At 62.1% G+C, this 13,492-nt stretch carries 12 protein-coding genes and 2 tRNA genes; 4 read left to right on the top strand and 10 right to left on the bottom strand.

Annotated elements, in window-relative coordinates:
- Positions 1 to 222: 222 nt before the first annotated feature.
- On the bottom strand, positions 223 to 666 hold the full coding sequence (locus EIC84_RS09800; protein ID WP_003067992.1) for a MarR family winged helix-turn-helix transcriptional regulator: 444 nt from the start codon (positions 664 to 666) through the stop codon (positions 223 to 225).
- Positions 667 to 733: 67 nt separating this feature from the next.
- Here EIC84_RS09800 and EIC84_RS09805 point away from each other — a divergent pair, with 67 nt between their 5' ends.
- Positions 734 to 1,534 carry a siderophore-interacting protein gene (locus EIC84_RS09805; protein ID WP_003067993.1) on the top strand — a complete coding sequence of 267 codons (801 nt, stop codon included), beginning with the start codon at positions 734 to 736 and terminating at the stop codon, positions 1,532 to 1,534.
- Positions 1,527 to 1,802, top strand: coding sequence for a DUF2798 domain-containing protein (locus EIC84_RS09810; RefSeq protein WP_003067994.1), 276 nt, complete (start codon positions 1,527 to 1,529; stop codon positions 1,800 to 1,802). The genes EIC84_RS09805 and EIC84_RS09810 overlap by 8 nt, the downstream gene beginning before the upstream one ends.
- A 7-nt stretch (positions 1,803 to 1,809) precedes the next feature.
- Here the strand turns inward: EIC84_RS09810 and EIC84_RS09815 are convergent, their stop codons facing one another.
- From EIC84_RS09815 to EIC84_RS09835, 5 genes are all read right to left on the bottom strand, one after another.
- Complete coding sequence (locus EIC84_RS09815) at positions 1,810 to 2,772, bottom strand: MBL fold metallo-hydrolase (protein ID WP_003067995.1); 963 nt, start codon at positions 2,770 to 2,772, stop codon at positions 1,810 to 1,812.
- Positions 2,773 to 2,853: 81 nt separating this feature from the next.
- Positions 2,854 to 3,306, bottom strand: a complete 453-nt coding sequence (locus EIC84_RS09820; RefSeq protein ID WP_003067997.1) for a bacteriohemerythrin — start codon at positions 3,304 to 3,306, stop codon at positions 2,854 to 2,856.
- A 159-nt stretch (positions 3,307 to 3,465) separates the two neighbouring features.
- Positions 3,466 to 3,540: transfer RNA gene (locus tag EIC84_RS09825), tRNA-Val, on the bottom strand.
- A 6-nt stretch (positions 3,541 to 3,546) separates the two neighbouring features.
- Positions 3,547 to 3,621, bottom strand: a tRNA-Val gene (locus EIC84_RS09830).
- Positions 3,622 to 3,687: 66 nt separating this feature from the next.
- Positions 3,688 to 5,397 (bottom strand): AMP-binding protein, encoded by a 1,710-nt coding sequence (locus EIC84_RS09835; RefSeq protein WP_003067999.1) that lies wholly within the window; start codon positions 5,395 to 5,397, stop codon positions 3,688 to 3,690.
- Between the two features lie 185 nt (positions 5,398 to 5,582).
- Between EIC84_RS09835 and EIC84_RS09840 the strand changes: the two genes are divergently transcribed.
- Positions 5,583 to 6,590, top strand: coding sequence for a triacylglycerol lipase (locus tag EIC84_RS09840; RefSeq protein WP_050788994.1), 1,008 nt, complete (start codon positions 5,583 to 5,585; stop codon positions 6,588 to 6,590).
- Here EIC84_RS09840 and EIC84_RS09845 read toward each other — a convergent pair.
- The 4 genes from EIC84_RS09845 to hppD form a co-directional block, all read right to left on the bottom strand.
- Positions 6,530 to 8,977 (bottom strand): DUF3772 domain-containing protein, encoded by a 2,448-nt coding sequence (locus EIC84_RS09845; protein WP_003068003.1) that lies wholly within the window; start codon positions 8,975 to 8,977, stop codon positions 6,530 to 6,532. The genes EIC84_RS09840 and EIC84_RS09845 overlap by 61 nt on opposite strands.
- A 241-nt stretch (positions 8,978 to 9,218) precedes the next feature.
- Positions 9,219 to 10,103 (bottom strand): phenylalanine 4-monooxygenase, encoded by an 885-nt coding sequence (gene phhA, locus EIC84_RS09850; protein WP_003068006.1) that lies wholly within the window; start codon positions 10,101 to 10,103, stop codon positions 9,219 to 9,221.
- A 94-nt stretch (positions 10,104 to 10,197) separates the two neighbouring features.
- Positions 10,198 to 11,232 carry a tripartite tricarboxylate transporter substrate binding protein gene (locus tag EIC84_RS09855; protein ID WP_003068008.1) on the bottom strand — a complete coding sequence of 345 codons (1,035 nt, stop codon included), beginning with the start codon at positions 11,230 to 11,232 and terminating at the stop codon, positions 10,198 to 10,200.
- Between the two features lie 301 nt (positions 11,233 to 11,533).
- Entirely contained in the window at positions 11,534 to 12,655 is a 1,122-nt protein-coding gene (gene hppD, locus EIC84_RS09860; RefSeq protein ID WP_003068010.1) for a 4-hydroxyphenylpyruvate dioxygenase, read from the bottom strand.
- Between the two features lie 219 nt (positions 12,656 to 12,874).
- Here hppD and EIC84_RS09865 point away from each other — a divergent pair, with 219 nt between their 5' ends.
- A complete protein-coding gene (locus EIC84_RS09865) occupies positions 12,875 to 13,357 on the top strand; it encodes an Lrp/AsnC family transcriptional regulator (RefSeq protein WP_034354614.1) in 483 nt (160 codons plus the stop codon).
- Positions 13,358 to 13,492: the final 135 nt, after the last annotated feature.

Consider the following 13,492-nt stretch of genomic DNA (forward strand, 5'->3'; position numbering starts at 1 on the left):
TCGGGTACGAATGCAGCGAATGATAATGATTCTTAATATAACTTTGTGAAAGTTTACGGAGAATCATGCTCGGCGTTGTTGCATAGCAACATGGTCGGGGTAGGCGGGCGCTCGCTTCACTTCGAATATGAGAGCTACTACCGCCTTTTCTATCTGTATTTCAAGGTGATAGAGCATTGAAATCATCGAGCAGCATGCGTTGGCTGCTTCTTTTTAGAGTATTTACGGTCGCGTAGCCTGGGCGCTGTCCCTGGCCTGCAGCAGCAAATCATGCAGCAAGCCTTGCTGGGCCGCGGGAAAGTCGCTGAGCAGCTCGGTGGCTATCTGCTCGCGCCGGTGTCTGAGCTGATCGAACAGCTGCTGTCCCCGGGCGCTGAGCTGCAGGCAGCGCACGCGCTTGTCGGCTTCGCTGGCCGAGCGCTCCAGCCAGCCCTTGTCCTGCAACTGGGCCAGGGTGCGCGCCATCTGGGCCTTGTCGGTGTGGCTGTGTTCGACCAGTTCCTTTTGCGTGATGCCGGGGTGGCGACCGGTGTGCATGAGGATGCGGAATTCGTTGAAGGTCAGCCCCGGTTGCACCGCTTCAAGCGACTCAAGCAGGCGCGCGCGAAACAGGTGCAGCAGATCGTGCAGCACCTCGAACACATCGGCGGCGATGGATGAACTCATGGTGGGAAAGGTTGTTTGTTGACTTAGTCAACTTATTAATGGATATTTCGTGGACTTTATCAACTTAATGAAAATCATGTCCAACACCGAGACAGTGTCCATCATGCAGCGTGTACGCCACGAATTCCGCTCGCGCCATGTGCAACTGCTGGCGCGCGAGCAGCTCAGCCCCGGCTTTATACGCCTGACTGTGGGTGGCCCCGAACTGGCAGGCTTTGCCAGTGCGGGCTTTGACGACCATACCAAACTCATCCTGCCGCAGGCCGGGATGGACAGGCCCAATCTGCCGCAGATGGTCGACGGTCGCCCGCATATAGCCGGCGAGCGCCCCACCATGCGCGACTACACGCCGCTGAACTACGACGCCACCCGCAACACGCTGCAGCTGGAGTTCGCCGAGCATGGCTCGGGCCCCGCCGTGGAATGGGCGCGCACAGCCTCCATCGGTCAGTGGCTGGGTCTGGCCGGCCCGCGCGGCAGCCTGGTCGTGCCCGCCGATCTGGACTGGCATGTGCTGCTGGGCGATGAAAGCGCCATGCCCGCCATGGAGCGCCGCCTGGCGGAATTGCCGGCCGGCAGCCGCGCCATCGTGCGGGTGCAGATCGGCAATCAGGTCGATCAACGCCGCTGGAGCAGCGCTGCTGCGCTGGACCTGCAGTGGGTGAGTTCGCTGGCCGATGCGGTGGATGCGCTGGAACTGCCCGAAGGCGAGGGCTTTGTCTGGGCGGCGGGCGAGAATCGTGCCATGGCCGATCTGCGCAAGCGCATTCTGGCCAAGCCCGGTGCCAATCCCAAGCGCATGCGGATTGCGTCCTACTGGAAGCAGGGCGAGGCTGCCCACCACGAGGAACTGAGCGCGAATGACTGAAGATGGAGACAGGCCTTCCCGATCCGCAGCAATATGGCGACGCAAGCTGCACAAGCGCTACACGCCCCTGGTGTTTGCCTTCTACATGGCGCTGATCATGGCGTTTCTCATGTGCTGCATCATCGTGGCTGCCAACGGCGGTCTGGGCGCAGGCTATGGGTGGCGGGTGCTCAAGGCCTATGTACTGGCCATGCCTTCGGCCCTTGCATGCGTGGTGTTGGTGCGTCCGCTGGTCATGCGGCTGGTTGCAGCCACCGTGCAGCACTGAGCGTGCCTTATTGATTGAGCAGGACGGGGGCGCCGGTCGCATCGCGCCGCAGCTCGGCCGCGCCGCTGGCCACCAGGCTCTCGATCAGGCTGTCCAGCCATTGCTGCGCCGTTTGGGCATCGAAGTAGCCTTGGTGCAGAGTGCCGAAGTAGGGGGTGGCATGAACCCAGTTCTTCAGCTCTTGCACCCTGATGCTTTGCCACTCCAGCAGCTTGTATTTGAGCAGCACCTTGGCGGCATAGCTGGCATGGCGTTCCGGCGCCTTTACAAACCCGGCCAGCCGCTTGCGGGCAATGCCCAGAGCCGCCTGCACATCGCCAAACAAGCCGCCGTGTCCGGGCACGACAAGGCGAGGCTCCAGGCGCTCGATCACGTCCAGGGTCGCGGCGACCTCGTCAAAGGCGGCAATGCCTTCGATCTCGGGGAAGACCACGCCAAAGCCGTTTTCCCATAGTGCATCGGCAGAGATCAGGATGCGGCTGTCGGGCTCGAACAGAATCACAGAATGCGGATCATGGCCGGGGGCTGCATGGATCTGCCAGTCGCGGCCCGACAGGCGCACCGTGCTGCCGGGCTGCAGCAGGCCCGTGACGGCAAAGCGCGGGCATTCCTGGCCCGTGGGGGCGTAGCTGAGGGCGGCTTCGTCCCAGTTGCGCACCTGCTCGGCCTGGCCTGGTGCGATAAAGGTCTGCACCTGTGGATAAGCCTGCTGTAGTGCAGCATTGCCGCCGCAATGGTCGCTGTGCAGATGGGTGTTGAGAATGCGCGCCAGCGGCTGACCTTCCAGCGTGCTGTCGATCAGCGCCAGTGTTTGTGCGGAGTGCGTGACATAGCCGGTGTCGATGACGGCAGCACCTTCGGCATCGCCGGCCTGTGCGGCAAAGACGATATTGTTGGCTGACAGCCAGCCGCGCTCCAGCACGGTCATGCCGGGCGGCAGTGGGACATGCATTGCCGGGGATGCATTCATCGGACTGGTCTCCTGTGCGGTGCTTTGTTTGCACAAGCCTAGCAGACCGCTCATCACGCAGCTGTCGCGCGGGCGGGCTGCTCAGTGCGATTCGGCCGAAGACAGGATGTTGCGGCGAATCACCACGGGTTTGCCGCCAAAGCGTTGCTTGGACAGCCAGTGCGCCAGGGCCGAGTCGAGATGCGTAGCGTGGCCGGGAAACCAGTCCACCAGGGCCTTGGTCAAATCGCGGCAGAGCGCGACATCGCCGTCGGCGAGCTTGACGCGGACCTCTGCCACTGACTTGAGCACGGCCGCATGCTCGTCGATATGGCAGTCGCGTGGCGGGAAGCCGGTGCTCAGCATCCACTGGTCCTCTTCGGCAAAGTGGTGCTGCAGATGGGTCTGCATGGCTTGCAGCAGACTGGGCAACTCGCTGTCTTCGGCGGTTTGCAGCAGGGCAATCAGCTCGACGAATTCCTCGTGCAGCTCGTCCATGGGCCCGTGGCCCATGAGCAGATGGTCTCCCCAGACCAGGGTGGCGGAGTGGCTCATGGCAATGTCTTCTTGTGAATGCTTCGGAGTGTGCGCAGCTTGTCTCTGAAGACCATTATGCAAGCCGTATCGGTGGGCAGGCATCCTCCAAAAGAGGGGGGCGGTCTGCCGTGCGGGCAAAGAAAAAGCCTCTTGAACCGAAATCCAAGAGGCTTTGTCTGGTGCGCGATACATGGATCGAACATGTGACCCCTGCCGTGTGAAGGCAGTGCTCTACCGCTGAGCTAATCGCGCTTTAACTGGTGGGTGATACATGGATCGAACATGTGACCCCTGCCGTGTGAAGGCAGTGCTCTACCGCTGAGCTAATCACCCGAAGACCGCAATTCTAGCAGCAACTTTGGAAGTCTTCGGGAAAACTCGTAAATTTTCTGAAAAAACTCAGTTCGACCGCAGCTCGCGCCGCAGGATCTTGCCCACATTGGTCTTGGGCAGCTCGTCGCGGAACTCGATATAGCGTGGCCGTTTGTAGCCGGTCAACTGCTCCTGGCAGTAGCGCATGACCCGGTCTTCCGTCAACGAGGGGTCGCTGCGCACCACATAGACCTTGATCGATTCGCCCTGCTGATCGTCCTTGACGCCCACGGCTGCGCATTCGAGCACGCCGGGGCACATGGAGATGACGTTCTCCAGCTCGTTTGGATAGACGTTGAAGCCGCTGACCACCATCATGTCCTTCTTGCGGTCGATGATGCGGGTGTATCCCTCGTCGTCCAGCACACCGATATCGCCGGTGCGCATATAGCCGTCGGCCGTGAAGGCCTTGGCGGTCTCTGCAGGCTGGTTGTAGTAGCTGTGCATGACGTTGGGGCCCTTGATGCAGAGCTCTCCCGCCTGGCCGTTCGGCAGGTCGTGGCCTTCATCGTCCTTGATGGCGATCGAGATGCCGGGCAGAGGCAGGCCTATGGTGCCGGTGAACTCCTTGTTGGTCACGGGATTGTTCGTGCCTATGGCACAGGTCTCGCTCATGCCCCAGCCTTCAATCATGGCGCAGCCCGTGGTCTGTTGCCACTGACGCGCCGTGCCTTCGGACGCCGCCATGCCGCCGGCCTGGGAGATGAACAACTGCGAGAAATCGAGCTGGCGGAACTCCGGGTTGTTGAGCAGCGCATTGAACAAGGTGTTCACGGCTGGCAGCACATGGAAGGGCCGCTTCTTGAGCACCTTCACAAATTTCGGGATATCGCGTGGGTTGGGAATCAGACTCAGACTGCCGCCCAGTCGCATGGCGAACAGGCTCACGGTGAGCGCGAAGATGTGATAGAGCGGCAAGGCCGCCACGATATGGGTTTCATTGGCCTTGACCCTGCCTTCCAGCGCAGGGGTGAACCAGGTATGGGCCTGCAGCGTGGCGGCGACGATGTTGCGATGGGTCAGTACCGCCCCCTTGGACAGGCCTGTGGTGCCGCCCGTGTATTGCAGAAAGGCGATCGAGTCCAGCGTGGCCGTGCTGGGGATGAGCTTGCGTCCTGCGCCCTCGGTCAGCGCCTTGCTGAACTGGGTGACCTGGCGCTGCTGGCTGCCGGCGCCTGAATCCGAGCCAAGGGGCAGGTCGAAGGCCGGCACCATCTTGGCCAGATGGCGCACGGCAAAGGTGATCCAGCTGCCGTACAGGCCGCCGAGCAGATCGCCCATGCTGGTCAGGCAGATATGGCGGATATGGCTGCGCTCCAGCACCTGGGCCAGGGTGTGGGCAAAGTTCTCCAGAATGATGATGGCCGTGGCGCCCGAGTCCTTGAGCTGATGCTCGAGCTCGCGCGCGGTGTAGAGCGGGTTGACGTTGACGCAGGTAAAGCCTGCACGCAGCACGCCGGCCATGCTGACGGCGAACTGCGGCACATTGGGCAGCATGATGGCCACGCGCGCTCCTGGCTCCAGACCCAGACTCTGCAGCCAGGCCCCCATCTGTGCGGATAACCTGTCCAGCTCGGCATAGCTCATCCAGCGGTCCATGCAGACCGAAAACGGCCGCTCTGCATGCTGGCTGAAGGCTTCTTCGAGCAGGTGCACCAGCGAGCGGTACTGCTCGGGCTGCACATCGTGCGGCACATTGGGCGGATAGTTCTTGAACCAGGGAGCGGCAGCGTCCATAGAAGAGGTACCTTGCAGAAGCCGCTCGTCGTCCAGGGAAGAGGGCGGCGGGTTGAACAAAGAAGGCCAGCGTGAAAAACCTGCGCTGCGGCTGATTCTGCGGATGCGGTCTGTCAGGGTCTACGGGGGCTTGTCCTAGGCGTTGAGCGGCATGCTTGCTACGCTTGCGCTTGGAGGTGCAGGCTTTGAATACTTGGTTCTGGCGCTGTGTGGTGATGGGAAGCTGGCTGGCGCTGTTGCTCTGGTGCAGCTATTGGTGGCCGCGCTCAGTGGCTGTGGCACTGCTGGGTGCGGGGCTGATTGCGAGCGGAGCCGGGCTGCAGCTCGGCACGCAGATGCTGATGATGCGTGCGGTGCTGCGCGGTCGTGGATTGCCGCTGCCGCCTGCCATGGTTGCGTTGCGGGCCTGGTTTGCCGAGTGGCGCTGGGCCTGGCGGCTGTTCGGCTGGCAGATTCCTTTTGGCGAGCATGCAGAGCACGATGGAGTGCCTGTGGATCGCGAGGGCAAGCAGGTGCAAGGGCAGGTGGGCGTGGTACTGGTGCATGGCTATTTCTGCAACCGTGGCGTGTGGACCGTCTGGCTGCGCAGGCTCAAGGCACGTGGCATTCCCTGCATGGCCGTGACGCTGGAGCCGGCTCATGGCAGTCCTGTCGATGCCATGGTGGACGATCTCGACAGATGCGTGAAAGCCATGGTCCAGCAAACCGGCCGTGCCCCGCTTCTGGTTGCGCACAGCATGGGCGGTCTGGTGGTGCGGGCCTGGCTCAAGCGGCTCGATGCCGGTGAGCGTGCGCGTTTTGCAGCCCATGTGGTCACGGTGGCCACGCCGCATGGTGGCGCCTGGCTGGCGCGGTTTGCGCAGCGCCTGCCGGCCGTGGAGATGCGCGAAGGCAGCGACTGGCTGCAGCGGCTGGGGCCGCCGCCCCAGGATGTGCCATTCAGCTGCTGGTGCAGCAGCAGCGACAATATCGTCTTCCCCCCCGACCTTGCGATCTTGCCGAATGCGCAGTGTCGTCAGGTCGACGATGCAGCGCATATGCAGCTGCTGTTTGACCAGCGGGTCTGGCAGCACTGCCTGCAGCTGCAGGCGCAACTGCAGGCGCGACCTCAAGAGCGATCGCAGGAGCGGTATCAGGCAGCCGAGGTGGGCGCCTCCGCAGCCGACGCCGGGGCACGGGCCTGCGGGTCCTGAATCAGGTGGATGTCGGTCGCGGAAACCAGGGCGATCTTCTGCTCGGCGCAGCGCTGCAACAGGCCGAATAGCAGGTCGCTGCGCGTGCTGTAGACATTGCGCGAACTGGAGACATGGCCGAAGCTGGTGATGTTGACCACGCTGCCATTGATGGAGTCCACATACATTGAGGGGGCCGGGGTGCTCAGCACGGCCTCATGCTCGGCATAAAGGCCCAGCAGCACCTCGCGCAGCTTGACGATATCGGTGTTCAGCGGCACCGAGAACGCGATCGAGATGCGGCCCAGCGCGCCATCCATGGTCAGGTTCTGCACGGACTTGGTGATGAACTCCGAGTTGGGCACGATGACGGTGGATTTGTCATCGGTCTGGATCTCGGTGGCGCGCACGCTGATGCGGCGGATGTCGCCGACCTGATCGCCGATGCGCACGCGGTCGCCCAGCTTCACGGGGCGCTCGGCCAGCAGAATCAGGCCCGAGACGAAGTTCTGCGTGATGGCCTGCAGACCGAAGCCGATGCCGACGGACAAAGCGCTGGCCAGCAGAGCCACTTTTTCAAAGCCTATGCCCAGGGCGGCCAGCGTCCATAGGCCGGACAGCAAAATGCCCATATAGCGGGCCACGGTGCTGATGGAGTTGCGTGCGCCTATATCCAGCTCGGTCTTGGGCAGAAAGGTCTCCACCAGCCAGTGCTGCAAGGCACCAAACAGCGTCAGCCCCGCCACCAGCACCAGCAGGCCGCGCAAGATCGTCATGGGGCGCAGGAAGGAGTCGCCAACGGGCAGACCGTTGGTCAGCGTATCGGCCAGCACGATCAGGCTGCTGGAGTTGCCAAAGGGCGCGATCAGCGCCATCAGCCCCAGCAACAGCAGACAGACACGCGTGAGAGCCGATAGCAGAACGCCGATCTGTTCCAGGCGCGAGGGCTTGAGCCCCGTGCCGGCAGCGAAGCCCTGGCCGATACGGCTCTCGCTGGAGCACAGCCAGGTAAAGACGTCGTCGGCAAACTTCATCAGCAGCGAGGTGGCCAGAACCACCACGGTGATCCAGACCATTTGCGTGGCTGCGAATACCGAGAAGTTCAGATAACCGATCAGCGCTGCGATGAGCGCGGCCAGCACCGTCAGATGCCCGCCCAGCCAGGCCAGCATCAGCCAGCGACTGGTTGCCGCAGGCCGGTAATCGTCACCATGATGAGCGGCCTTCTCACGCTCGGCCAGTTGCTGGCGCTTGCGTTGCTTGTTGATGACCATCAGCACCGACATGATGAGCAATGCATAGACGAGCGCAATCAGTCCGTCCAGGGCCACGCTGCTGACGGCACTGGTGCGTGCGGCAATGTCTACCGCGTTGAGCATCATGGAGAACCAGGTCAGACCGGCGGCTCCCCAGGCAAAGCGTGTGAGCGCAGGGGCGGCGATGTCGTCGATGTTGAGCAGCCGCCAGGTCGGACGCTTGGGCACCAGCAGGCAGGCGCTGACGGAGAGGAAGAAGGCGGCGACAAATGAGGATTGAATCCAGGCATCGGCCACGGTCTGCAGGCGCGGTGCAATCGCGTCTATGGAGCGCAGGCTCTCGATGAATACCAGGCTGGCCAGGCCGGGTAGGGCCGTGCCCACTACCAGCATCCAGACAGCCAGACCCGTGCGGCGCAGCCGTCCGTTGGGCGCGCGTTCGGAGGACGCAAATTTTCGGCCCGCATAGCGCAGGCCGATACGCAGCGGAAACATCACGAACAGCGCCAGGGCGATGCCGTTCAGCGTGGCCGACCAGCCATGTTCGGCAATGGCTGCCGCAAAGCTGGCCTGGCCCTGGCGTGTCAGGGCCGCAATGCGCTGCAGGTCGGTCGGCAGATGCTCTGCAAACTGCTTCCACAGCGAGGGCGACAGCGGCGATGCCACCTTGCGGGCGATCTGTGCGTTGAACTGCTGGGTGCGGATTTTCTCGATGCTGTCCGTGGTCTGCTTGGCCTCCATGGACAACAGCTTGCCGCGCTTGAGCGCGGAGTCCAGCTCGCTGTGCTGTTGCGCCAGATCCTTGCGCTGCAGACTCAGCTCGGGGGATTCCTCGCTGCCTTCGGCCACCGGCCCCAACTGGGCAATGCGGGCGTCGATCTGCTTGAGCAGCGGCTCCAGCGCCGTGACGGCATTGTCGGCATCGCGTTTGGACTGCAGGGCTTTTTCGGACAGTGCCTGCAGCGTTTCGGAGGTGTCGGCGTCATCGAGCGACTGGCGTACCTTGTCCAGCGTGTTCGATGCCTGTTGAATCTGGGCGATGGAGGTGGTCTGGATATCGCCATTGGCAGGCAGCTCGGCCGCGACGGCCAGACCTATGCAAAGTTGGAGCGCTAAAAGCCAGCGCAGCAGTCGGTTGCAGCGGTAATGCATTGTGAAGAAGTGAGTGGGCGGCAGTTTGCCTCTGGCGCTCACTATAGGTGCAATGCGGCGGGCAGGGTTTCAGGGCGCAGCCAAGCCTGGCAGGGCTTGCAGCCTGGATATTCTGCGTCGGATGCTATTGAAAATGGAGCTTTATACGCTTTTCTGGAAAGGAATAGAGCCGAATTCTCATCTGACAATTCGGCTCTTGACCTCGCGCTTGCCATGGCGCGTGCCGGTATACATCCGCTGACTAAATCAGCTGCTCGCCGGGCAGCAACTCCTTGGCGCCAATGGTGGGCAGCTGACGCAGCTGCTCGTACAGCGGCGCAAAGTCGGCATCGGCCAGGTTCAGCAGGTGGGGCATGTCATCAATCACGAAATAGGTCTGTTGATAGGTGTCGATCTTGTAGAGCGTGCGCATGGTGCGCTCCAGTTGCAGCGGCAGACGATGCGGCTGCGGGCTGTTGACGCTGTACTCCAGCTCGCCCACGGAGCTGAGAATGCCTGCGCCATAGGCGCGCACGCCGCCGCTCTCACGGATCAGACCGAATTCCACCGTGTACCAGTACAGGCGCGACAGCATCTCGCAGGCGCCGAGCTCGGCGGCCTTGAGGCCGCCCTGTCCGTAGGCCTGGATGAAATCGGCCATGACGGGGTTGAACAGCAGCGGCACATGGCCGAAGAGGTCGTGAAAGATGTCGGGCTCGACGATGTATTCAAACTCCTCGGGCTTGCGTATCCAGTCCGTGACCGGGAATTTGCGCTGGGCCAGCAGCGAGAAGAACGGTACCTCGGGAATCAGACCTGGAACGCCGACGATCTCCCAGCCCGTTGCCTTGAATAGTCGCTCGTTGATTTCCTCGAAGCGTGGAATGCGCTCCTTGGCGCCCAGCGACGGCAGGGCGTCGATGAAATGCTGGCTGGCGCGGCCCGGAAGCAGCGCGGATTGGCGCTCGTAGAGGCGGTGGTAGGTGTCGTGCTCGGCCTCGGTATAGGCGGCATAGTCCTGCGTGCAGGTGTAGTCGGCATGGGCACGCGTGTAGTCGCCGCGTGGCGGGCGGTCGGACTGGCCATAGACGACGGGGGCCGCGCCGATGCCGCCGGTCATGGTGGCGTTGTTCTGGATGCTGTTCATAAGGCACTCCCTGAGATGAGGGGTCGCGAAGGCTGCGACCAGAGCTCGTGGCCGGGGCGCAGCAGGGAAAAGGAGAAGCGAGCCGAAAGCTGGCTCAGTGCATCTGTATCTGGGCGCGCTTGACGAGCTGTCCGTAGCGTGCATGCTCGGCCTGCACCAGGCGGGCAAAGTCCTGCAGACGCAGGTCGTCGCGCACCACGCCCATGGCGTCGAAGTACTGCTGTATATCGGGTCTTTGCAGCGTCTGGGCAAAAGCCTCCGACCAGCGTTTGGCCTGGCTGTCCGTGATGCCGGCAGTGGCAAAGATGCCGAACCAGGTGGTCAGATTCATGCCCTTGATGCTGTCGTCCAGGCTGGGCACTTCCGGCAGAGCCGGCAGCGGCGAGCGCCAGGTCACGCCAATGGCCTTGAGTCTGCCGGCCCGCAGATGAGGCAGAGCCGAGGCGATGTTGTCGAACATCAGATCGGCCGTGCCCTCGAGCAGAGCCGACAGAGCCGGTCTGGCCCCGCCAAACGGCAGGTGCTGGAGCGGAACCTGGGTCAGCGACTGGAACCACTGGCCCGCGATATGGCCGATGCTGCCGTTGCCCGCCGAGGCATAGCGCAGGGGCTGCCGGTGCTTGGACATGAAGCGCAGCAAATCCTCGGGTGTGTAGATGCGCCACTGCATGGCCAGTTCGCTGCGCATGACCAGTACATGAGGCATGCGGGCCACGAGTGTCAGCGGCTGAAAGTCGCGCAGCGGATCGTAGGGCAACTGGGGGTTGAGCCAGGGAAGGATGGCATGTGTGGCCACGGCACCCATCAGCAGCATGGGCTCGCGCGCTCCTGCTCTGGCCACCATGGCTGCACCCGTGGCGCCACCGTCGCCTGCGACATTGAGTACATTGATATTGCCCAGGGCCGTGGTTTCCTGGGTCAGCTTGCGCGCTGCCCGATCCAGCGGCCCGCCCGCCGCATAGGGAACGACCAGCGAGAGTTCGTTGCGGCTGCGGCTGGAATTCGACGGCAGGGCGCTCGCATCCCTGGCAGCATGCGCGCTGTCCGCGATCAGGGATGTCGCCGAAGCCACCGCCAGCGACATGGCCTGGCGGCGGGAAAGGCGCCAAGTGTCGGCAGGCGCGTCCATCCCCGGTGATCTGCAGTCCTCTGGGGCTGTAGCGGGTGGCTGATGTGGTCGCGACACTGGATCCTTCCGGGCGTTGAAGCTGGCGGCAACGCCTCACGCCAGGCGTGGATGCGGCAGTGCAGCATGGCGGGAAGTATAGGGACGGAAATCGGTCGCCACATGGTCCGTTTGATGGAGTGGTAACCATTGGTATCTTTTTGATGTATTGCGTAGCGACGGAGTCCACGCCGGCCATGCTGCAAGCGAGCAGACGAGGCGGGTGCAGGCCGAGGTGGCGCATGGCAGACTCCGTTGATCTGGCTCAGGTCTTGAGCACGCCGCGGCGCATCTGGTCGAGTTCCATGGTCTCGAACAAGGCCTTGAAATTGCCCTCGCCAAAGCCGCTATTGCCCTTGCGCTGGATGAACTCGAAGAAGATGGGACCCAGCTGGTTTTCGCTGAAGATCTGCAGCAGCAGCTCGCCGGGCTGGCCGTCCACAAGGATGTTGCGCGCCAGCAGCTCGGGAATGGGTTCCTGCAGGTCCGGGATGCGCTTGGGCAGCAGCTCGTAATAGGTCTCGCTGGTGTTCAGCAGCTTGATGCCGTTCATCTGCAGACCGTCCACGGTGTCGTAGAGATTGGTCGATCCCAGCGCGATGTGCTGTATGCCTTCGCCGTGGTACATGTCCAGATACTCCTGAATCTGGCCGGCCTTGTCGTTGCCTTCCTCGTTGATGGGAATGCGGATCTTGCCGCAGGGGCTGGTCATGGCCTTGCTCTTGACGCCTGTGGCCTGGCCTTCGATGTCGAAGTAGCGGATCTCGCGGAAGTTGAAGATGCGCTCGTAGAACTCGGCCAGCTCGGCCATGCGGCCGCGGTAGACGTTGTTGGTCAGGTGGTCGATATAGGTCAGGCCCAGGCCCTCGGGATGCAGATCGGCACCGGACAGAGGCTCGAAGTCCACGTCGAAGAAGCTGATATTGCCGAGATCACCGTCCTTGGCGCCATTCTTGCCGCGCCATTTGTCGATGAAATAGATCAGGGAGTCGCCAATGCCCTTGATGGCGGGAATGCTCAGTTCGCCGGGGGCGGCCTGCTGGGCATAGCCCCAGGCACCCAGCGAGGTGGCGCGCTCATAGGCGTACTTGGCGTCGTTGACGCGGATGGCGATGGCGCAGACGCTGGGGCCGTGCAGACGCGCGAAACGCTGGGCAAAGCTGTCGGGTTCGGCATTGATGATGAAGTTGATCTCGCCCTGGCGATACAGGGTCACGTTCTTGCGGCGGTGCTTGGCAATGGCCTGAAAGCCCATGCGCTCGAACAGCTGACCCATGGCCACGGGATCGGGGGCCGCGTATTCGACGAACTCGAAGCCGTCCGTGCCCATGGGGTTGTCCCAGGTCTGGAACTGGCTGGCATTGCTTTGGGTCAACGGGGCGTTCATGGCAGAGGTCTCCATCGGGTAGGGGCGCAACACATGAAGAACAGGTGTCGACGATGGATGCACTGTAGGACAGGGCGCGGACAAGCTTCATGCAAAAATGCCTTGGCTGCAAACAGCTCAATGCATGAAAATTGCATGGAAAATTGATTTCATGCAATTTAAATGGTTATCAAGGGTTAACCATTAATAAAAACTGCGCTTTTTTTATAATCTGCCGCCATGAGTTCCATGCACACCATCGACAAACTGGATAAGGCAATTTTGCGCCGATTGCAGGCCAATGGCCGAGAAACTTATGACGTCATCGGGGAGCAGGTTGGCCTGTCGCCCAGCGCCGTGCTGCGCCGTGTCAAGCGGCTGGAGGAAAACGGTGTCATCGATCGCTATGTGGCTTTGGTGCAGCCCGAGACCGTGGGCCTGGGGCTGACGGCCTATATCAATGTGCGTCTGGAAAAATACACCGAAACCAGCAAGCGCAATCCCATGGATGTGTTCCGTGCCAGCGTGCAGACCTGGCCCGAGGTGGTGGAGTGCGTCTCCCTCACTGGCGAGATGGACTATCTGCTGCGGGTGGTGGTGGCGGACATGCAGCATTACAGTCGTTTCATCATGGACACGCTGCTCAAACACCCCAGTGTTCAGGATTGCAAAACCAGCTTTGTCATGGACCGGGTCAAGGTCACGACGGCCGTGCCGCTCTAAGCCTTCGTAGAGGTCCTTCATATGGACCATGACCTAGCCGGAAACAGAAGCTAAGGTGTTGAATTAGCGGAAAATCCTTACAGGATTGTTGCAATGCAATATGCGGCTTGTGAAACCTCGGGTTTTTACCTATAT

It is taken from the genome of Comamonas sp. A23, assembly GCF_004522605.1.
In the GTDB taxonomy this organism is placed as follows: Bacteria; Pseudomonadota; Gammaproteobacteria; order Burkholderiales; family Burkholderiaceae_C; genus Comamonas; species Comamonas thiooxydans.

Bases quoted from the DNA above. Each gene is read 5' to 3' on its own strand.
- EIC84_RS09845 (WP_003068003.1), bottom strand. From the start codon at position 8,977: ATGCATTACCGCTGCAACCGACTGCTGCGCTGGCTTTTAGCGCTCCAA.
- EIC84_RS09805 (WP_003067993.1), top strand. From the start codon at position 734: ATGAAAATCATGTCCAACACCGAGACAGTGTCCATCATGCAGCGTGTA.
- EIC84_RS09800 (WP_003067992.1), bottom strand. From the start codon at position 666: ATGAGTTCATCCATCGCCGCCGATGTGTTCGAGGTGCTGCACGATCTG.
- hppD (WP_003068010.1), bottom strand. From the start codon at position 12,655: ATGAACGCCCCGTTGACCCAAAGCAATGCCAGCCAGTTCCAGACCTGG.
- EIC84_RS09810 (WP_003067994.1), top strand. From the start codon at position 1,527: ATGACTGAAGATGGAGACAGGCCTTCCCGATCCGCAGCAATATGGCGA.
- EIC84_RS09855 (WP_003068008.1), bottom strand. From the start codon at position 11,232: ATGGACGCGCCTGCCGACACTTGGCGCCTTTCCCGCCGCCAGGCCATG.
- EIC84_RS09865 (WP_034354614.1), top strand. From the start codon at position 12,875: ATGAGTTCCATGCACACCATCGACAAACTGGATAAGGCAATTTTGCGC.
- EIC84_RS09820 (WP_003067997.1), bottom strand. From the start codon at position 3,306: ATGAGCCACTCCGCCACCCTGGTCTGGGGAGACCATCTGCTCATGGGC.
- EIC84_RS09835 (WP_003067999.1), bottom strand. From the start codon at position 5,397: ATGGACGCTGCCGCTCCCTGGTTCAAGAACTATCCGCCCAATGTGCCG.
- EIC84_RS09815 (WP_003067995.1), bottom strand. From the start codon at position 2,772: ATGAATGCATCCCCGGCAATGCATGTCCCACTGCCGCCCGGCATGACC.
- phhA (WP_003068006.1), bottom strand. From the start codon at position 10,103: ATGAACAGCATCCAGAACAACGCCACCATGACCGGCGGCATCGGCGCG.